A 19,490-nucleotide genomic window follows, 5' to 3' on the forward strand; every position below is an offset into this window, starting at 1 on the left:
CTTTCGATAAACTCGAAGATACTGCTTTATACTCTTTTCTTTTTTTGCAATTTCCTTATTAAGGACATCAATAGTACAAAATTTGGGTTTTAACGAGGATTGTGGCGCTTCGTCGAGAAGTTTTTCTAGTGGCGTTCTTTTGTTTTAGTTTTACCTTGAAATTATGAAAAACATTTACTTTAAAATGTAATTATTATGAGAATCACTATTATCACAGTATGTTACAACAGGAAAGCGACTATCGAAAAAGCGATCAAAAGTGTGTTGTCTCAAAATTATCACGACATCGAATATATCATCATTGATGGAAATTCTAAAGATGGAACACAGCGCGTTATTGAGTCTTACCGAGACAGAATAAGCCAGTATATTTCTGAACCTGATAAAGGTATGTACGATGCCATAAACAAAGGATTGAAATTGGCAACAGGAGATGTTATTGGTCTAATGCATTCCGATGATGAATTTTACGACACCAAAGCTATTTCGAGAATTGCTGCTCGTTTTAATACCGATTCGAGTATAGAAGGCATTTATGGTGACGGAGTTTACGTAACCAATGATTCTGATGAACGTTTAGTTCGCGACAGAATTGGAGGCGTTTTTAGTCTTAAAAAAGTAAAGGGAGGCTGGTTGCCGTTGCACCCAACTGTTTACTTGAAGAAGAGTATAATTGATAAACATGGCTTGTATAATCTTGATTTTAAAATAGCTTCAGATACAGAATTTTTACTTCGCTATTTGTATAAGTATAAAATTAAGATGAGTTACATTGATAAATATATCGTTAAAATGAGAATGGGAGGTATGAGTACGAGTTTTAAAACGGCATTAAAAGTTTTAAATGAAGACTACAGAATCTATAAATATCACGGATTAACAGCAGCACAAGCAGTATTTCTTAAAAAAGGTCTTGCTTTAAAACAATATATAGTTCAATAATTCTAGAGTGATAGAAAATATAAATATATACACCGTTAACATGAAGAAATTTTTCTTTCCTTTTATTTTATCGCTTTTATTAATGTTGGGGTCTTGTACTACCAAAAAGCAAATGTTGTATTTGCAGGATTTAGATAGTTATTCAAATTCGACCTTAACCTATACATCGCCTAAAATTCAGCCTAATGACATCTTAAAAATTGACATTGGAGATCTTAACCCAGTTGTAGCTGCACCTTTTAATATAAATTACGGAGTTACAAATATGCAGAACTCGGTTGAAATGATGAAATTATCGGGTTATTTGGTTAATCCGCAGGGGACTATTATGATGCCAATTCTTAACGAAGTTAAAGTAGGAGGTTTAACACCCGCTAATGCAGAAATTAAAATAAAAGAACGCTTAATAAATGAGAATTATCTCGTAAATCCTACTGTTCAAGTACGAGTGCTTAACAATAAATTTACCATTTTAGGAGAAGTAAACTCACCAGGTGTAATCTCTTTTAGCGAGGAATCGATTAGTTTGCTTGATGCAATTGGAATGGCAAGAGATTTAACCTATTCAGCCATTCGAAAAGATATTAAACTTATTCGTGAAGTAGATGGAAAACGTTTAGTGTACCATGTTGACATTACGACAGCTTCTTGGATGTCTAATCCAAATTTTAGAATCAGACAAAATGATGTAATTGTCGTAACTCCAAATAAACTAAAAGCAAATAGTGGAGGTCTTATAAAAGATCCGCTTCAATTGCTCGGAATAGTGGCGTCTCTTTCGGCATTGATTATTGTAATTGCTAAGTAAAAAGCATAAGTGTAAAAAAGATTAGATAAGTATTTCAGAATCAAAATTTACGTATTGTTATTAATACCACTGTATTTAATTAAATAATTATGGATTTCAAAAAAGAACTTTTAAAGTATTTGAGATATTGGCCTTGGTTTGTACTAAGTTTGATTGTATTTGTGGGAGGTGCCTTTATTTTTATAAAAATAACTCCATCTACATACGAGACTACGGCTACTATTTTGTTTGACAAAAAGCAAGAAGACAAAACAAAAATAATTACAATTAGTACAGCTGAAAAAAGCAGTGAAGATAATCTAGAAGATGAAATTAGATTAATTACTTCAAACGAGTTTTTATTGGATGTAGTAAAAAAATTGAATTTAAATTTCTCTTATTTTGAAAAAGTATATACTGTTCAAAATAATACTGTAAATGAAGTTCCTTTCGCTTTAATACCAACTGTTGCCAAAGATTCTCTTCCAGAAGTTACTTATGAAATTAAAGTAAATAATGATGGTTTTATTATAAAAGATCAAGCCACAGAAAAAACTTGGAATATTAAAGGATACAAAGGAACTGAGGCTATAGCTGGATTACCTTTTAAGATTCAGTTATCTGCTAAAGCAAAAAAGAATCCTTCTATTTATTTTGAAAATGAATATAAAGTAGTTGTTGAGCCAACGGCATTAGCCTTAAAAAACTTAAAAAAATCACTCTTTGTTGTAGCTGACGAAAAAGCCAAAGGAGTAGTAGAGCTTAGTCATGTTGGAGTTAGTCCAGATCAATCAAGAAAAATTTTAGGTGAAATTATCGTTTTACTTGATAGAAGTATTGTTTTAAACAAGCAAAAAGTATTCAGAAATACAGTTTCTTACTTAAATCAAAGAATAAAAAATTTCACAAAAGAAAAAGATTCTATTGAAAGTGTAAAAGAAAAATACCTGCAAAATAATGATATCGGCGTAATGGACAATTATATTGTTGAACAAACTGCTGATAGAAGCCAGAAAAAGGAAAGTTCTTCTAATAATGAAAAACAAATCTCACTTGCCAATTTTGCACTTAATGATATCAGACAAGCCGGACCAACTCAAACTTTAGGAACAGGCTATAATTTAGAATCTCCATCTGTTAACCAAATGCTTGTAAATTATAATGCAAGAATTCTAGACAGCCAATTGATTTTAGAAAGAGCTCAAAAAAATAATCCCGCGTATATTAGTTTGATGACTCAGTTAAGGGTTCAAAAACAAGAATTATTAAATACGTTAGAAGGATATTTAAATTTTCTTAATCAAAATAGCAGAGTTAACAGAGCAGAACAAAGCGTCGTAGATGCTAAAGTAAAAAGTATTCCGACAAAAGATAAAGTTTTAGGAAACATCAACAGTAATCTTAGCCTTAAAGAAGAAACTTATGTTGCCTTATTGCAAAAGAGAGAAGAAGCAGTTTTAAACGGTGCCATTTTAGAGTCTAATTTAAAAACTCTAAATGCGCCAGAAACAAATTATTCTGCCATTTTCCCTCAGCCAAAAGTATTCATGCTTGGTTCATTTATGTTTGCTTTATTGCTTCCATTCGGAATTACCTATTTGCGTTTGTTTTTTGATACTAAAATACACAATGAAGATGATATTGAGAAAGTACTTTCTAATATCCCGATTTTAGGACACATTCCTCAAATTAAAACACATGACAAATTAGACAACACGGCAACTTCACGTTCTATGATTGCAGAAGCATCTCGAGCCTTAGTTTCAAATGTGTCTTATTTATTGCCAAGAAAAAAAGAAAGTAGAGGCAACGTCATATTATATACTTCAGCAATTCAAGGAGAAGGAAAATCGTTTTGCGCTTTTCATAATGCAATAACCATTAGCAACCTGAATAAAAAAGTATTATTAATTGGTGTCGATTTAAGAAATCCTCAATTGCATGATTATTTCAATGTAAATAGGAGAGTTTCAGGACTTTCAGACTTTCTGGCGAATAAAACTGATAACTGGAAAGAGTTTTTACAAAAAGACAATAATTTTTCGGATAGCCTAGACGTATTATTTACGGGAGAAACGCCTCCAAATCCTTCGCAATTGATAACAAATTCTAATTTCGAAACATTGATTGAAGAAGCAAGAGAGCTTTATGATTATATCATTCTTGATACAGCGCCAGTCCAAATTGTTTCTGATACATTAAACTTTAGCCATTTGGCAGATGTGACGGTATTTGTTGTAAAATATGATTATACAGATAAGAGTAATCTAGTTCAGGCAAGTAATTTTATTAAAAAAGAACAGCTGAAAAATGTAGGTATTCTTATAAATGGAGTAAATATGAAAACGGCTTATGGATACGGATATGGTGCGAGTTACGGATATAAATATCAAGAAGCACAAGCAAAAAAGCCCTGGTATAAAAAAGGGCTAAGAGTAAAAGAGGCTTAAAATCAGTCTTTTATTTGACCAATTTCAAAGCTTATTTACTAAAATTTAAAACTAAAAAATGTTTAATAAAATAGTTCTTATACTATTGCTGACAGTTATCGGGGTTGTGTTTTACTTCTCTTGGCTTTCTGATCCAAGTTTGTCTAGTGAAACCTATTTGCCAAGATGGCTTTTGAACTGGAGTAATCATTATTACAATTTGCGAACTGCTGTTCCTTTTGTAGCTGTTGGCTTTTTATTGGAAATATATACAGATAAAAGAGGGGTAACAGATGTAAATTATAACAAGAATTTAAATTTTATACAAAATATAGTTATTGCAGCCATAATAGTGTGTGTAGCCGAAGCAGGGCAGTTTGTAATTCAAAGAAGAAGTCCAGATTTAATGGATGTTTTTTACGGAGTTATAGGAAGTTTTACAGGAGCGTTAAGTTATAATTTACTGAAAAAAATAAGAAATGCGAAACAGACATAAATTTACTTTCATAATGTGTTGCGCTATTGCCGATATGATTGCGATGGTGTTTGGAACAATAATATTTTTGAATTTTGCTATTGAAGAGAAAGTAGGTTGGAATACTTTATTTGTAAATAAAATGATTCCTATTACAATTTTAAGCTGGTTGTTCTCAGTTACTTATTTTCAATTATATAGAGTAGACGTTCTTTTTAGTTTAGATGAATTTTTTAGAAACAGCTGGCGTGCGTTTTTTACTCAAAGAGTTTTATGGCACGGATACATTTTCATTTTTCAAGATGATGTTCTGTATTTCTTTGGAACCAAAGCAAATTTGATTCAATTAAGTTTCTTATTGTCTTACTTTTTGTTGTCCAGAATTCTTTTCACATTGGTTATAGGAAAGATCAAAGGATGGGTTTTTAGACAGTATACAGTTGCAATTTGGGGCTTTAATAAGACAAGTATCGAATTAGCCTCGCATCTAGAAAGTAATTCGTTCTTTATCAATTTTGTGGGTATTCTAAATGAAAATTCATCTGAAGAATACACCAACAATGAAGATTTTTCTTTAGCGCTTTGTGCAGGAATTGATAAAGCATCGAGAGATAATATCAATGAATTATACATTGTTTCTAAACCTGATTTTATTTCAGATCTGAATGATTTTTTTGAGCTTGGAGATAAACATTGTATGCGTTTGAAATTTGTGCCGGATTTTTCGTCCATTTCAAAAAAGCATTTCAACTCAAGCCATTTAAATAATTTTCATGTTATAAAACCTCGTTTTGAACCTTTGCAGAATGCTTACAATAGATTAGCAAAGAGAATATTTGATCTAGTTTTTAGCATTTTGGTTATCATTTTCATCTTGTCTTGGTTGTATCCTTTATTGGCTATTATCATTAAAAAACAAAGTCCAGGACCAGTTTTGTTCAAACAAATGAGAACCGGAAAAAAGAATCAGAGTTTTTGGTGCTATAAATTCAGAAGCATGTACGTTAATAATGCCAATGAAGCTCAACAAGCTCAGAAAGGCGACAGTAGGGTAACACCAATCGGAAAATTTATTCGCCGTACCAGTTTAGATGAAATGCCGCAGTTCTTTAATGTTTTGATTGGAAATATGAGTGTAGTAGGACCACGTCCTCACATGATTAAACATACGTCAGACTATAACGACCACATCAATAATTTTATGGTTCGTCATTTTGTGAAACCAGGAATTACAGGTTTAGCTCAAGTTTCAGGTCTGCGCGGAGAAACAAAAAAAGTATCTGATATGAAACGACGCGTAACAACAGATATAGAATACGTACAGCGTTGGAGCTTAATAAAAGATATTAAAATTTGCTTCTTAACTGTAATTGTAACCTTAAAAGGAGATAAAAATGCCTTTTAATAAATAATGAACTTAATAATAAACTCAAAATAACTTAAAAAAATAAACTAATAAAACTAATAGAATCATGGACATAACTAATTACTTAATCGGTTTACTTACAGGAGTTTCTGTTACAACCTTTTTTATCGGGAAAGAATGGTATAAATATTATACTAAATACACTATCCAACAAAAACAATTGGATCGAATTTTAAAATTGAATGACAAAATCAAAAAATTGAAAACTTTGAGTCCGTCAGAAACTCAAAATTACAATGTTGGTGTTTAAGACTGTATTTATTTAGATTTTTCCTTTGTACGCTTATTAATTAAGTTAAATCTAATAAGTGTGCTTTTTAGTGAAGTGAAATAAAAAATATTTACTTTTTGAATTTTTACTTTCTTTTTTGATCGAGTAAAAATAAAATACATCCAAAAGTTTAGACGATTTTATGATTAAATCTAAAAGGAATTAGCTCGAAAAATATCGGGCTTAACCCTTTTAGATTTAGTCGTAGTGCAAAAGTTGTCGCCCATTAATTCAAAGCTCTCCAAAATCTTCCATTTTTAGTCTCAATTTTAGATTTTTAGCAAATCTTAAATTCTGCAGACTCTTTCCTTGTTATACATTGCCTAATCACTTTTATTTGATTTCTATCGGTAAAAGTCCCTTTTCGCGATAAATAATAGCCCCTTCTGTTTTTGGTATTTTTTAATAGAATCTTTTCGTTTGGTTTTTACATTATTCTAGTAAAAATTCAGACTAAGATTACTATAGGCTTTGCTTTTTTTTCAAAGAGCTAAAGCTTTGTTTATTAATAATCAAATTCCGGTATGAGTAATATACGCGGAATATAACGGGGTGTTTATCATTAAAATATAATTTGTTTTAAGAGATGGTCAATAAAGAAAGAGTTCTGGTTCGTGATAATAAGGGGATTTTTTTAAAAATGTTCAAAAGAAAATTTAAAGATGAATTTGAATTTTCTGAGGATTCATTTTTGTTAGAAAATGAGAAAAAATCAAATTCTTATGATCATTCTGTATTTGTAGTTTACGAATACTCTGAACTATTGGATTTCTTTGAGTTAGAAGGAATAAATACAAATTTTATGGTTTGTTTATTTAGTAAACATCTATACAATAGTTTATCTATGATAGAAGAAATTAAAGATCTAATTTTGATAGATGCATCAAAAAGCAAGACAGAGATCTTTCAAGATTTAAGAAGCTATTTTAAATCTTCCAGTTTAATTCCAAAAATATCCAACAAAACCTTCGGAAAGTCACAAATGCAGCAAAAACAGCTAGAAGTTCTACAGAGAGCTTTGTTTTTTATGATGTAAATCATTTAGTAAGCATTTCTCATATAAATTTAAATAAAGACCACTCAATTGAGTGGTCTTTTGTTTTTATTGGAAATAGATTTCAGATCGTGTAAAATTTGAAATGGAGAGTTTAAATATTTTTTATTGAATACTAAAAAACGTAACTTAGTGTAAATGGCTTAATATAAAAACCTAAATCACAAGTACGAATGCGTTTAAAATCGATATTAATTTTCCTTATTTTATATTCAATTCAATCTAATTCTCAAATTGTAGAAGAGAAAAAAAACTTTAGAGCAGCAGATTCTTTATTAAAAGAAAACAGTTTTTCAGTACATCGAGACAATTATTTCCTAACTGGAGTACCACTAGATGAACCTATAACACGAAATTCTGCCGACGTAAAATATCAAGTTAGTTTTAAGCTTAGATTAAACTCAAAACCAATTTTAGGAGGTTTCTTTCCGTACTTAATGTATACGCAGAAAGCTTTTTGGGATATTTACGCAAGTTCGAAACCATTTTCTGAAATTAATTTTAATCCTGGAGTTGCAATGGTGCGTCCTTTTTATCTCAAAGGAGGAAGACTTACTTATGGCACAATTTCGTTTGAACACGAATCTAATGGAAGAGATTCCATTTATTCTAGAACATGGAATATGCTTGCATTTTCATTAAAATCGCAAGTTTCTCCAAGATGGACTGTCGGAATTAGAGGATGGATTCCTTTGGTTGATAAAGAAGACAATCCAGAATTAACAAAATATGTTGGTTATGGCGAAGCAAGTGCAAGTTACCAAATAAAACCAGGGCGTTGGAGTGCCGATGTTCTCTTTAGAAAAGGAAGCGGACTAATTAATTACGGTTCTCTGCAAACGCAATTGAATTGGAGGCCTTACAAAGAAGAAAATTATTATGTGACTTTGCAATGGTTTGTCGGATATACAGAAAGTTTAATAGATTATCAGGAACATAAAAGTATGATTCGCCTCGGCTTTACAATTAAACCAGAAGGCATGGGTATATTTTAAGTTCTTTTATAAATGGAATAATTCTTGAGATTTTAATTGACTAAATTCTTCAACTGATCAAAGTATTTAGAATGAATTTCTTTACCTTCTTGATATTGTTCAAAAGTCATTCCGTACAGATAAAAAGAATCTGCAATAGGTACTGTCATATTTTTTTCAAAATTTGCATCTTTTTCCTTTTCGGGAAATTTATCATTAAATTCTGTAGTGGTTTGATTATACATATATCCTAAAGTTTTATTATAAATTGATTAAATTGTAATTAAGAAATCAAAAAGTTAATTCTCTCGATAGCCTGTTTATTTTCATTTGCTACTTCTACCAAAGCAAGTAAAATATCATTCCTAAGTATAGTTCTATTCTTTACGTTTCTAATTAAAGCTTTGCTAGGAGCAGCATGTCCTTTTTCAATTAAACGATTAATAGTTAAGTCAACATACGTAGAAGGTAAATGCTTGTTAATAAATTCATAAGCTTTTTGATTGTGAGAATTATCTTCTTTAAAATCTGTATTATTGATTAATTTTGACATATATTTGCAGTTTATAACTTAATATTTCCATATTTAATGTAAATGTAAGAATAATATTATATTTTATTGGTATTTTTTATGTTAAAAAATATATTATGACTACATTTTGTGTTGAATTTAAATGATGATGTACAACGAAAAACTAAGCAAATTCTTTAAAGCTAAAGGATTAAAGCAAAAAGAGGTAGGGGCAATTTTAGGATTTAGCCCAGCAATGATTGGAAGATATTTACACGGTACAGCTAATATTGGTTCTGAATTTATTATTAGTTTAAGTAAAAATTTTCCAGATGTAGATTTAAATGATCTGTTTGCTCCAGAAAAAGAGCAAAATATGATTAACGAAGCCGGCGCAGTTTATGAAAAAAGAAATATTCTGAATGATTTGGAAGAAATTGAAGGTCGTATTCATAATATTCGACTGCGCTTAGCAGAAAAGAAATTTGAGGAATAAGTATAATTTTCCAAAAATATCAAACAAACTTACCAATTAATGAATCACAAAAGCCACTCTAAATGAGTGGCTTTCTGTTTTAAATCGATATTGTTAAATGTTTGTATTTTAATGTTTTAAGCTTTTTTTTATTAAATTTGGGTTAAACAATTTCTAGCTATAACTATATGGAAAAATTAAAACGACCGGTTTATCTTAAAGCCGGAACCGATGATTTTTTTAAAAAGATGCGTTTAGAAGTTAATGAAACGGTCTTAAAAAAATCTTCTTTGTACCTGTTGAATGTAGTGAAGTCTTTAGGGCTTCTTGCCGCTTTTTTTTTGTTTTATGCCTGTATTTTAATTTTTGGGAATAAAACTTCTTTACTATTTCTTTTTTATATTCTGTCTGGTATCACTATGATTGTCTTGTTTATAAATGCCTTTCATGATGCTGCACACGGAGCTTTATTTAAAAAACCAAAACATAATCAATGGTTTTTATATGTTTTAGAACTTTTTGGCAGTAATCATTGGCTTTGGATGAGAAGACATATTGGACTTCATCATGCCTATCCAAATGTCCCAGATTGGGATATCGATATAAAACAAAGTAATATTATTAGAATTTTTCCCAATAGTCCATTATTTGATTATCATAAATACCAACATATTTACATGTGGTTTATTTATCCTCTTTACAGCCTAAATTGGATTTATATTCGTGATTTTAAAGACTTTTTTGGCAAGAAAGACAACTATGTAAAAAAAGTCGTGGAGGAAATTCCAAGAAAAGAAGTTTACCGGTTATTTGCCGCAAAAATTATAAATCTCATTTATTTGCTTTTTATACCAATGATTTTTTTAAATCAGCCTTGGTATACAGTTCTGTTAGCTTGGTTAAGTTTGCATATGTGCGGAAGCGCACTTGGTGTTGTAGCACTTGTTTCTACTCATGTAGACGAAGATGCCAATTTTCCCAATACGGATGAAGATGGAAATCTCTCCGCAACATGGGCAATGCACCAAATGATTGTAACTAAGGATTTTAGCACAGAAAGCAAATTGGCAAATTTTTTATACGGCGGATTTACCCATCATGTTGCGCATCATCTTTTTCCAGGCGTCGGGCATACCTATTATCCTTATATTACGCCTATTATTCGACGTTACGCAAAAGAATATGATTTACCATATACATCATATCCGTTTTATCACGCAGTAAGATCTCATTTCAGAATGCTGAAAAACAAAGGAGTAAAAGAAAATATTCTGATGACAGGAGAAATTTAAACATTAACAATTAACAATTAACAATTAACAATTATCAATTAACAATTAACAATTAACAATTACTTCTTAATATCCTCTTTCTTAATATTCAAATCTTTTAAAAGCCCATCTTTTATTTCGACGTCAAAATTATCTTCTTTAAAAACGGTTAGTTTAGACTCGGCAAATTTGTAAACATTAATTTTGTTATTTTTTACATCAATATATAAATCGTAAGAATACGAATTGCAGTCGTGCTGTTTGCATCCCCACGCGTGAAGTATATTTTCCTGTTTTTCAAAAGGAGTTTCTGTATTCCAATTTTTAACCATTTCTTCATAGTCCGATCCTAATAATTTTTTTATTCTCGGAGCCAAACTGCTTTTGGTTAAAAATTGCGTTCCGATGACGCTTTTATCTACCAAAGTGTATAAAGAATCAATCGGATTTAAAACCGTACTATCTGTTTTTAAAGCTTCTGTTTTTATCGAAGTAGAATCGGTAGTAGGAACACTTTTTATAATTTCTTTTTTACAGGAAATAAAGATAAAAGTGCTTAATAGAACTAGAGAAATGTATTTGGCTCTGCAATTCATAATAATTGATTTTAAGAATTAATAATAAAATTATAAAGTCATAACGGTCTAATTTTCATAAAGATATTAAAATTAAGTTTGTTTTGAAAGGAATTTAAGACGTTTATCGAGACTAATTATTATAAATTTTAAATAGAAAGAAGAAGTAAATGTAGCGTCAGTTTTGAGATTTTTTGCTTAATTTCAATTTTTTAAAATTATCTAGCAATGAATTGTTTTTCAAAAATAATATTCGGTCTTCTTTTCTGTTTTACATCATTACAAGCGCAAAATGAAGCGTATACAGATGAAGAGTCTACTGCACAAATTTCAGACACAACATTTGTAAACTTACGAGATTACAGCAACGATTTTATCTATGATATGAAATACGCAACCGAAGACAATTTCCTGAAAGCGAAAGTTTACGATTGTGCCGAATGTATGCTGCGTTTGAAGACCGTAAAAGCACTTATAGCAGCCAATAATGATTTTTTGAAAAAAGGATACCGAATCAAATTATTTGATTGCTACAGACCTTTAGATATTCAGAAAAAGATGTGGGAAATAGTATCAAATCCAGAATATGTGGCTGATCCAAAAAAAGGCTCCATCCACAATAGAGGAGGAGCCGTTGATATTTCTTTAGTCGATATAAATGGAAAAGAAGTAGATATGGGAACTTCTTTCGATTTTTTCGGAATTCAGGCGAGTCATAATTTCAAACAGCTTTCAAAAAAAATTCTTGCTAAAAGAGCCTATTTGAAAAAAACTATGATCAAAAATGGCTTTAATTCATTTGATTCTGAATGGTGGCACTATAATTTGAAAACAGGTTTAAAAGATAAAGTAGCCAACGAAAAATGGAAATGCGATTAGATTATTCTACACATCTAATATTCTCCATAAAATAAGTATTCGGATTTGTCACTTTACCCGTCAACTCAGACGTAAGTTCACGTTTCACAATGTAATCTTCTACATTAGTAAGATATTTTATTCGCATAATCGAAATTGGAGATTTTTTCAATTCTTCAAAATTATCTTTCATAAACATGAAAATTCCTGTGTTTACACGATTGTCATAGCCTTTGTCATCGTGAACTAATGTACCACAGCTTTCTTGATTGATGTGCATTAGCGTAACAATCTTTCCGTTTTCTAATTGAAGAAAGATTTTCGAATTTTTATCAAAACAATTGGCTTTAATAAAATCTTTACTTTTCTGAATAGATTGCAGATTCAGCGTTGGCAAACCGTCAGTTTGTGCTAGAGAGAAGAAAATATAATTGAAGCTTCCTCCAAAATATTTTTCACTTATTAAGTATTCGTTTGTCACTTTATAAGATCCAATTGAATCGTTTACATTTACACTATATTCACATGGTTTCTGTTTTTGGGCAAATGCGGTAAAGGTTAATAAAAAAAATGTTAGCGTAATTAGTTGTTTCATTGTTTAGATTATTTTGGTGCAAATTAAAACTATTTTGTTATCTTTTACATCTGTTGTAAAAAAACAATACAAATTCCCACCATTTTTTATTTTCCATTTTTTTCTGATGTTTTCTACAGTTTCAGGAAAATTACGAGTTGTAATATTAGCTTGCTGATTGGCAAGTTCGTTTTTCATCTCATTTTTATTGTACGAAATGACTTTTTGAACCTCAAATCTTCTTCCTGGAAAATCAATTAATTCTTTAGAAGTGTACAAATGCGAATGTTTGTGAAGTTTATCGATTTTGAAATTCGAACTCACTTCATCAAAACCTCCCGATTTCATAATTGCAGAATTCGGTTCGTAAAGATATTTCTCAGGCAAATCATAAGTTGAAAATAAATCTTCACCTAAAACAAATTCAAAAGTTTCTGTTTTTTCTTTTAAAATATTGACTGTTTTTATAGTTATTTCGCCAGAATAATTTTTATGAATTTCAAAAAGCAATTCCTTTACTTCGTTTTCAAGCGCAACAATATGAATGTTTTTTACGTTTTTTAATTCTGATAATCCAGCCGAAATATCTAATAAAGGTGCGGTTTTAATTAGAACTGAATCTGCTTTTTCAAAATAAAAATCTAAAAGTTCAGGAACGTTTGGCAAACAATCTTTCAGCATAAAGACTTTGCCTTTTGCATCATTTCTTCTTGACGGATCAATATAAATCCAATCAAACTTCTGATTTATTTCTTCTAATAAATGAATAGAATCACCTGAAAAAAAAGTGCAATTTTCAACTTCTAATTGTTTGAAATTATGTGCCACAATCGAAGACAATTCTTCGTTTATTTCGCAATGTGTGACCGATTTGAATTTCTTTGAAAAATAATAATCATCAACACCAAAACCTCCAGTAAGATCAATTAAAGTTTTCCCAGAAATTAAATCTGCTTTATAAACGGCTGTTTTTTCTGATGAAGTTTGTTCTACCGAAATTTTACTTGGATAAATGATGTTCTCTGTAGAAAACCAAGTCGAAAGTTTGTCTTTTGCTTTAGAACGTGCTTCAATTTGATTTAAAATTAAAATCCAATCGACTTCAGGAAACGGATTTTTCTGAAGCGCCATTTTAGTTATGTCTGCACCAGTATTTCGAATTATAAATTCCTGAATATCTGGATGCAAAATAGAAGTGTTCAAAGCTAAATTCTTTCGGTTAATACAGAGACAATTTTATTGTTAGGAAAAAATTCTTTTAAAATTACTTTTACCATTGTAAAAGCAGGAACGGCAATAATCATTCCGACAATTCCAAATGTAATACCGCTAATTAAGATAATTAAGAATATTTCTAACGGGTGCGAATTTACACTTTTTGACGAAATTATCGGCTGGCTTACATTATTGTCAATCGCTTGTACAATTAAAAAGCCGATAATAACATAAATAGTTGTCGGCAGAATTTCCGATTGAAAATCTTGTCCGATCATGCTTATCATAGTCAGAATTCCAGCCAAAGTAGTTCCGATAATTGGTCCCAAGTAAGGTATAATATTCAGAATTGCACATAAGAAAGCAATAACAAAGGCATTTTTGTTTCCAAATATCAATAAGACAATTAGATAGAGAATAAAAACTACAATTAGCTGTAATAATAAACCAATAAAATATCGAGTTAAAAGATGGTTTATTTTCGTAATTGAATTTAAAATTTTGTCTTCGTTTGAGTCTGGAAGTATTCTTCTTGCTTGATCTTTAAAAATGTCTTGATCTTTAATAAAGAAAAAAGTAATAAAAAATACCGATACCAATCCCATTCCCATATCGGCCATAAAATTGATAATCGAATTTATAAATCCTGTAAAATAACTAAAATCAAGTACAGAAGTAAGTTTAGAATCTTTAATAATTTTGTTTAAATCAATATGCTGAATATTGAAATATTCTTCGAGATGTTTTTCGGTTTCTATAAATTTTGTCTGAAGATGAGCTGTGTCTAACAAAGCTAAATTATTAGCCTGAGAGATAATTAAAGGAACAAACAACAAAATAAAACCAACAATCAAAAAGATAAAAAGTATAATTGTGGTCGTCGCAGCCATCGAATTACCAAATTTTAATTTGTTTTTCAAAAACAAAATCAACGGGTTTGCAATTAAGCATAAAATTAAAGAAATACACAAGTAAACGATTACGGTTTGAATTTCATATAAAAAATATAAAACGATACCAATTATTAAGATGGTTGCTAAAGCTCTTAAAATTCCGTTCGAAATAGTTTTTGATGTGACCATGTTTAAAATTTAGACTATAAATATAGGAAAAAGCATTTTAAAAATAGGGTGTAAATAAAAAAAGCGAGACGTATTACATCTCGCTTTAAGCATTATTTTGTTAGCAATTATTGTGCAAATGAAGCTCTAGCGCCTCCAGCTGTAAAAATTGCTGAAATTCTGTTTTTTTGCCCCGTTGTAAACATATACATGGCTTTATCATCAACATAATCCATATAGTTCATTGTCATCTCTACAGGCGTTCCAGAACAAGTGCTGTAATGAGGATAAGCAGGGACTCCATAATTTTCTTCGTTATGAGTTGGTGTGTCTGCTACAAGATCGCTTCCGCAAGTTGCATCTCCCCAAATATGGCGTAAATTCATCCAATGTCCAACTTCGTGAGTACCAGTTCTTCCTAAATTAAATGGAGCATTTGCCGTACCAGATAATCCGAAATAACGAGAATCGATAACTACACCATCTGTAGACGAAGAACCTCCTGGAAATTGGGCATAACCTAAAATTCCGCCGCCAATGTTGCAAGACCAAAGGTTTAATTTTGTTGTTGGAGAAGTAGGAGCAATTCCGCCTTGAGCTGTTTTTTTCATGGCATCATTTGTTCCCCAAGAGGTTTTTGTTGTTGATTTTCTTATAATCTGATCAAGAACAAAAGTGATTCCGATATTTGCTTTTACGCCAGAAAATAACGCTGGAACATTGTTGTAGTCAGAGTTAAGAGCATTAAAATCTTTGTTTAAAACATCAATCTGAGATTGAATTTGTGCATCTGAAATGTTTTGTGCCGATGTTCTGTAAAGAATGTTAACAACAACTGGGATTTCGATTTTACCATTTACTAAACGGCCTGTAAAATTACCAACTGAATGTTTAGCAGTAAAAGCTTCAATTTCATTCATTTTAATAGCCAACATCGGATCTGCTTTAAGTTGTGCTTCTAAAACTTCTTGTGTCGCGCATCCGCGTCGAGAAGCTGCCATAGATTCTGAATTGGTTGATTCTGATTGCTCGTTTTGACAAGAGAACAGCATTAGAGCTGCAAATGTTGTAATAATAACTTTTTTCATAATAATTTGGGTTTTTTGTTGTAAAAACATTGTTTGGTTAAATATTTACACAATTTTATAACAAAATGAAATTACAGAAAAATTTTATAACAAGTTTTTTGTGAGAATTTTTACAACCCCTTACGAATACTGGTTCTTACAAAATCACAAATAAAAATATTAATAAGTTTTTACTTATTTTTTGTTTTTATTTATGTATTTCATCGTGATTATTAGTCTTTTAACGATTATTTTAATATTTAAAAATTATCTAAAAATTGAAATAATGCTTTTAAAATGAATTTTTTTAGTTGAAAAACTTAAAAAGAAGTAATCTCATAAAGTGCAATACTAGCAGCTTGAACAACATTCATACTGCTGTTTTTTCCAAACATATTAATATGAACAATTTGATGAGAAAGTTTTAGAAGTTCTTCTGAAATTCCGTTTATTTCGCTTCCAATTAAAAGAGCGATTTTTTTGTTTTCTGGAATTGTAACTTCTTTTAGAGGTTTACTGTTGGATGCTATTTCTAGTGAAATAATTTCAAAATTATTATCCAAAAGAAAAGATTGAAGTTCAGTAAATTCTTCAATAACAGAATGTGCAACATGAAGATGCGTGCTTCGTGAAGTTTTATTGATTTTACGTGGTGTAAGCGGAATGTCTTTTCCAAAGAAAATAATATTTTCAACTCCAAAAGCTTCAGAAATTCTGAACAAAGAACCAATATTCTGCTGAAAGTAAATATGATCGCAAACTAGCGTTATCGGAAATGTTTTTCTTTCAAATTGATTTTCTTCGTGAGTAAGCTGCATTTTTTGTTGGTGAAAAGTAATTAGTGATTTGTGAATAGTAATTACTTGCGATTAATTAGTAAAAATATAATTTATGATATTTGCGCCCATTTTTAGCGCTTTGTCACGTACGTTTGCAGGATCGTTATGCACTTCGGCGTCTTCCCAGCCGTCGCCCAAATCGCATTCGTAAGTATAAAGTAAAACGAGTTTATTGTCGATAAAAATTCCAAATGCCTGCGGACGTGTTCCGTCATGTTCGTGAATTTTTGGCAATCCGTTTGGAAAAGGAAATGGCTTTTGAAAAATAGGATGATTTGCCGGAATTTCGACTAAACTATTATTTGGAAATATCTTTTTGATTTCTTTTCTAATAAACTGATCCATTCCATAATTATCATCAATATGCAGAAAACCTCCAGCCGTTAAATAATTCCGCAAATTCGTTACATCGGCATCGCTAAAAACCACATTTCCATGTCCTGTCATGTGTACAAACGGATACGAAAGCAAATCGGGATTACTTGGTTCTACAGTTGAAGGTTTACTTTTAATTCGCGTATTTATATTAGAATTGCAAAAAGCAATTAAATTTGGCAAAGAAGTAGGATTTGCATACCAATCGCCTCCTCCGCTGTATTTAAGCAAAGCAATTTCTTGAGAGAAAGAAGAGATTGAAATTAGTAAAAATAGATAGAATATTTTTTTCATATAAGTTTTAAATATCTTGTTTTCGCATTTTTGTCATTTCGACGAAGGAGAAATCTCCACAAATAACTCCGTAAAGTAAGTTGCCAATCTTTGTCGAGCTTCTAACGGAGATTTCTCCTTCGTCGAAATGACAAGATTGAGGGGATAATTAAGCCTCATTAAAAAAAACAACACTATGACAAGCCACAACCGCAGCCGTTTCGGTTCTTAAACGTGTGTTTCCTAAAGTTACAGGTTTGTAATTGTTTTCTAATGCCAATGCGATTTCTTTTTCAGAAAAATCTCCTTCTGGACCAATTAAGATGGTAACGTCTTCATTTGATTTTAAAACTTCTTTCAAAGATTTTTTATCGGTTTCTTCGCAATGCGCAATTAATTGTAAACCATTGTTTTTCTGCTTAATAAAATCTTTAAACGAAACGGCTTCATTTAATTTTGGAAGAAATGTTTCGTTGCATTGTTTCATTGCCGAAAGAATAATTTTTTCAAAACGATCACGATTAATTACTTTTCGCTCAGAACGATCGCAGAAAATTGGAGTAATTTCCTGAATTCCAATTTCGGTTGCTTTTTCTAGAAACCATTCAAAACGATCGTTCATTTTGGTCGGCGCAACGGCAAGATGAAGATGGAATTTAGGTTTTTCAGCATTTTTTATCGAAAGTACTTCAACGGTACATTTGTTATCTGAAGCCAAAGTAATCTGCGTCTCAAACAATAATCCTGAACCGTTTGTAACTTGAAGAATATCAGAATCTTTTTTTCGTAAAACTTTTATAATATGTCTGCTTTCTTCTTTATCAAAAGAAAAACTTTCGGTTGTTTCGTCTATATTCGGATTAAAAAATAACTGCATGATTTAGAATTGAATTCTTGCTTTAGAAACAACTGAAGAAGTTTCAAAACGATTAGATAAGTATTTTTGGTAGCCAACAATTCCAATCATTGCGGCATTGTCTGTTGTATATTCAAATTTCGGAATAAAAGTTTTCCAGCCATATTTGCTTTCCGTTTCTTTCAGCGTATTTCTTATTCCAGAATTTGCAGAAACTCCGCCACCAATTGCGATTTGCGTAATTCCGGTTTCTTTTACAGCCAATTTAATTTTATCCATTAAAATTTCAATAATCGTATGCTGAATCGAAGCACAAATGTCATTTAGATTTTCTTCAATGAAATTTGGGTTTGCTTGTTTGTTTTTTTTGATGAAATACAAAATAGCAGTTTTAAGTCCAGAAAAACTAAAATCTAATCCAGGAACTTTTGGTTTGGTAAAAGCAAACGCTTTCGGATTTCCTTCTTTCGCATATTTATCAATCAAAGGTCCGCCTGGATAAGGAAGTCCAAGAATTTTTGCGCTTTTGTCAAATGCTTCTCCTACGGCGTCATCAGTGGTTTCGCCGATAATTTCCATATCAAAAAAACTGTTCACTTTTACAATTTGCGTATGTCCGCCGCTAATGGTTAAAGCTAAAAATGGAAACTCAGGTTTATCATAACCTTCTTCATCAATAAAATGAGCCAAAATATGGGCATGCATGTGATTTACAGCAATTAACGGAACTTTTAAAGCCAACGCTAAAGATTTGCTGAAAGAAGTTCCAACCAATAAAGATCCCATTAATCCTGGACCTTGCGTAAATGCGATTGCGCTTAACTGTTCTTTTTGTACATTTGCTTTGCGAAGTGCAGCATCTATGACCGGTACAATATTCTGCTGATGTGCTCTAGAAGCCAATTCTGGAACTACACCGCCGTATTGATTATGAATTAATTGATTGGCTACAACATTTGACAATACTTTGTCGTTATGTAAAACCGCGGCAGCAGTATCATCGCATGAACTTTCGATGGCTAGAATAAAAACCTCTGGATTTTGCATATAAAGGCACAAATTTTGAATTATATTTGACAAATCAAACGAAATGATTTCTTTGATTTAAGCAGTGTTCAAAATTAAAGAATTTTTATCAAAAACAGTTGTTCTTTGTCTGCTCAAAATAAATTAAAAGAAAAC

The 19,490-nt window shown here is 30.8% G+C and carries 22 protein-coding genes; 11 read left to right on the plus strand and 11 right to left on the minus strand.

Features of this window, described 5'->3' with window-relative positions; genetic code table 11:
- Window positions 1–195: 195 nt before the first annotated feature.
- The 8 genes from P0R33_RS20155 to P0R33_RS20190 all read left to right on the plus strand — a co-directional run bounded on the left by P0R33_RS20155 (window position 196) and on the right by P0R33_RS20190 (window position 8,379).
- Entirely contained in the window at window positions 196–942 is a 747-nt protein-coding gene (locus P0R33_RS20155) for a glycosyltransferase family 2 protein (protein WP_276172955.1), read from the plus strand.
- Between the two features lie 40 nt (window positions 943–982).
- Window positions 983–1,750, plus strand: a complete 768-nt coding sequence (locus P0R33_RS20160; protein ID WP_276172956.1) for a polysaccharide biosynthesis/export family protein — start codon at window positions 983–985, stop codon at window positions 1,748–1,750.
- An 89-nt stretch (window positions 1,751–1,839) separates the two neighbouring features.
- The gene (locus P0R33_RS20165) at window positions 1,840–4,179 is read left to right on the plus strand and encodes a tyrosine-protein kinase (protein ID WP_276172957.1); all 2,340 of its coding nucleotides are present in this window, start codon (window positions 1,840–1,842) and stop codon (window positions 4,177–4,179) included.
- 58 nt (window positions 4,180–4,237) lie between these two features.
- Entirely contained in the window at window positions 4,238–4,654 is a 417-nt protein-coding gene (locus tag P0R33_RS20170; RefSeq protein WP_276172958.1) for a VanZ family protein, read from the plus strand.
- Window positions 4,638–6,038, plus strand: a complete 1,401-nt coding sequence (locus P0R33_RS20175) for an exopolysaccharide biosynthesis polyprenyl glycosylphosphotransferase (protein ID WP_276172959.1) — start codon at window positions 4,638–4,640, stop codon at window positions 6,036–6,038. Before P0R33_RS20170 ends, P0R33_RS20175 begins: the two co-directional genes overlap by 17 nt.
- A gap of 67 nt (window positions 6,039–6,105) precedes the next feature.
- Window positions 6,106–6,309 carry a hypothetical protein gene (locus P0R33_RS20180; RefSeq protein WP_184162437.1) on the plus strand — a complete coding sequence of 68 codons (204 nt, stop codon included), beginning with the start codon at window positions 6,106–6,108 and terminating at the stop codon, window positions 6,307–6,309.
- A 607-nt stretch (window positions 6,310–6,916) separates the two neighbouring features.
- Window positions 6,917–7,366 carry a hypothetical protein gene (locus P0R33_RS20185; RefSeq protein ID WP_276172960.1) on the plus strand — a complete coding sequence of 150 codons (450 nt, stop codon included), beginning with the start codon at window positions 6,917–6,919 and terminating at the stop codon, window positions 7,364–7,366.
- Window positions 7,367–7,557: 191 nt separating this feature from the next.
- The gene (locus tag P0R33_RS20190) at window positions 7,558–8,379 is read left to right on the plus strand and encodes a phospholipase A (protein ID WP_276172961.1); all 822 of its coding nucleotides are present in this window, start codon (window positions 7,558–7,560) and stop codon (window positions 8,377–8,379) included.
- A gap of 32 nt (window positions 8,380–8,411) precedes the next feature.
- Here the strand turns inward: P0R33_RS20190 and P0R33_RS20195 are convergent, their stop codons facing one another.
- Window positions 8,412–8,603, minus strand: a complete 192-nt coding sequence (locus tag P0R33_RS20195; RefSeq protein ID WP_276172962.1) for a hypothetical protein — start codon at window positions 8,601–8,603, stop codon at window positions 8,412–8,414.
- A 38-nt stretch (window positions 8,604–8,641) separates the two neighbouring features.
- Window positions 8,642–8,911, minus strand: a complete 270-nt coding sequence (locus P0R33_RS20200; protein WP_276172963.1) for a hypothetical protein — start codon at window positions 8,909–8,911, stop codon at window positions 8,642–8,644.
- Between the two features lie 124 nt (window positions 8,912–9,035).
- Between P0R33_RS20200 and P0R33_RS20205 the strand changes: the two genes are divergently transcribed.
- Both P0R33_RS20205 and P0R33_RS20210 read left to right on the plus strand, forming a co-directional pair.
- Window positions 9,036–9,365, plus strand: coding sequence for a helix-turn-helix transcriptional regulator (locus P0R33_RS20205; RefSeq protein ID WP_276172964.1), 330 nt, complete (start codon window positions 9,036–9,038; stop codon window positions 9,363–9,365).
- Window positions 9,366–9,532: 167 nt separating this feature from the next.
- Complete coding sequence (locus P0R33_RS20210; RefSeq protein WP_276172965.1) at window positions 9,533–10,636, plus strand: acyl-CoA desaturase; 1,104 nt, start codon at window positions 9,533–9,535, stop codon at window positions 10,634–10,636.
- A gap of 59 nt (window positions 10,637–10,695) precedes the next feature.
- Here P0R33_RS20210 and P0R33_RS20215 read toward each other — a convergent pair whose 3' ends face one another.
- A complete protein-coding gene (locus P0R33_RS20215; RefSeq protein ID WP_276172966.1) occupies window positions 10,696–11,211 on the minus strand; it encodes a hypothetical protein in 516 nt (171 codons plus the stop codon).
- A gap of 207 nt (window positions 11,212–11,418) precedes the next feature.
- Here P0R33_RS20215 and P0R33_RS20220 point away from each other — a divergent pair, with 207 nt between their 5' ends.
- Entirely contained in the window at window positions 11,419–12,069 is a 651-nt protein-coding gene (locus P0R33_RS20220; protein WP_276172967.1) for a M15 family metallopeptidase, read from the plus strand.
- Window position 12,070: 1 nt separating this feature from the next.
- Here the strand turns inward: P0R33_RS20220 and P0R33_RS20225 are convergent, their stop codons facing one another.
- From P0R33_RS20225 to tsaD, 8 genes are all read right to left on the minus strand, one after another.
- Window positions 12,071–12,643, minus strand: coding sequence for a hypothetical protein (locus P0R33_RS20225; protein ID WP_276172968.1), 573 nt, complete (start codon window positions 12,641–12,643; stop codon window positions 12,071–12,073).
- Window positions 12,644–12,646: 3 nt separating this feature from the next.
- Window positions 12,647–13,825, minus strand: a complete 1,179-nt coding sequence (locus tag P0R33_RS20230; RefSeq protein WP_276172969.1) for a class I SAM-dependent methyltransferase — start codon at window positions 13,823–13,825, stop codon at window positions 12,647–12,649.
- 2 nt (window positions 13,826–13,827) lie between these two features.
- On the minus strand, window positions 13,828–14,919 hold the full coding sequence (locus tag P0R33_RS20235; RefSeq protein WP_276172970.1) for an AI-2E family transporter: 1,092 nt from the start codon (window positions 14,917–14,919) through the stop codon (window positions 13,828–13,830).
- A 107-nt stretch (window positions 14,920–15,026) separates the two neighbouring features.
- The gene (locus P0R33_RS20240) at window positions 15,027–15,986 is read right to left on the minus strand and encodes a zinc metalloprotease (RefSeq protein WP_276172971.1); all 960 of its coding nucleotides are present in this window, start codon (window positions 15,984–15,986) and stop codon (window positions 15,027–15,029) included.
- Between the two features lie 299 nt (window positions 15,987–16,285).
- Window positions 16,286–16,783 (minus strand): TrmH family RNA methyltransferase, encoded by a 498-nt coding sequence (locus P0R33_RS20245; protein ID WP_276172972.1) that lies wholly within the window; start codon window positions 16,781–16,783, stop codon window positions 16,286–16,288.
- 51 nt (window positions 16,784–16,834) lie between these two features.
- Complete coding sequence (locus P0R33_RS20250; RefSeq protein WP_276172973.1) at window positions 16,835–17,473, minus strand: DUF4159 domain-containing protein; 639 nt, start codon at window positions 17,471–17,473, stop codon at window positions 16,835–16,837.
- Window positions 17,474–17,621: 148 nt separating this feature from the next.
- Window positions 17,622–18,329 (minus strand): 16S rRNA (uracil(1498)-N(3))-methyltransferase, encoded by a 708-nt coding sequence (locus P0R33_RS20255; protein WP_276172974.1) that lies wholly within the window; start codon window positions 18,327–18,329, stop codon window positions 17,622–17,624.
- A 3-nt stretch (window positions 18,330–18,332) separates the two neighbouring features.
- The gene (gene tsaD, locus P0R33_RS20260) at window positions 18,333–19,355 is read right to left on the minus strand and encodes a tRNA (adenosine(37)-N6)-threonylcarbamoyltransferase complex transferase subunit TsaD (RefSeq protein WP_276172975.1); all 1,023 of its coding nucleotides are present in this window, start codon (window positions 19,353–19,355) and stop codon (window positions 18,333–18,335) included.
- Window positions 19,356–19,490 lie beyond the last annotated feature (135 nt).

The organism is Flavobacterium sp. YJ01 (assembly GCF_029320955.1).
Lineage (GTDB): Bacteria > Bacteroidota > Bacteroidia > Flavobacteriales > Flavobacteriaceae > Flavobacterium.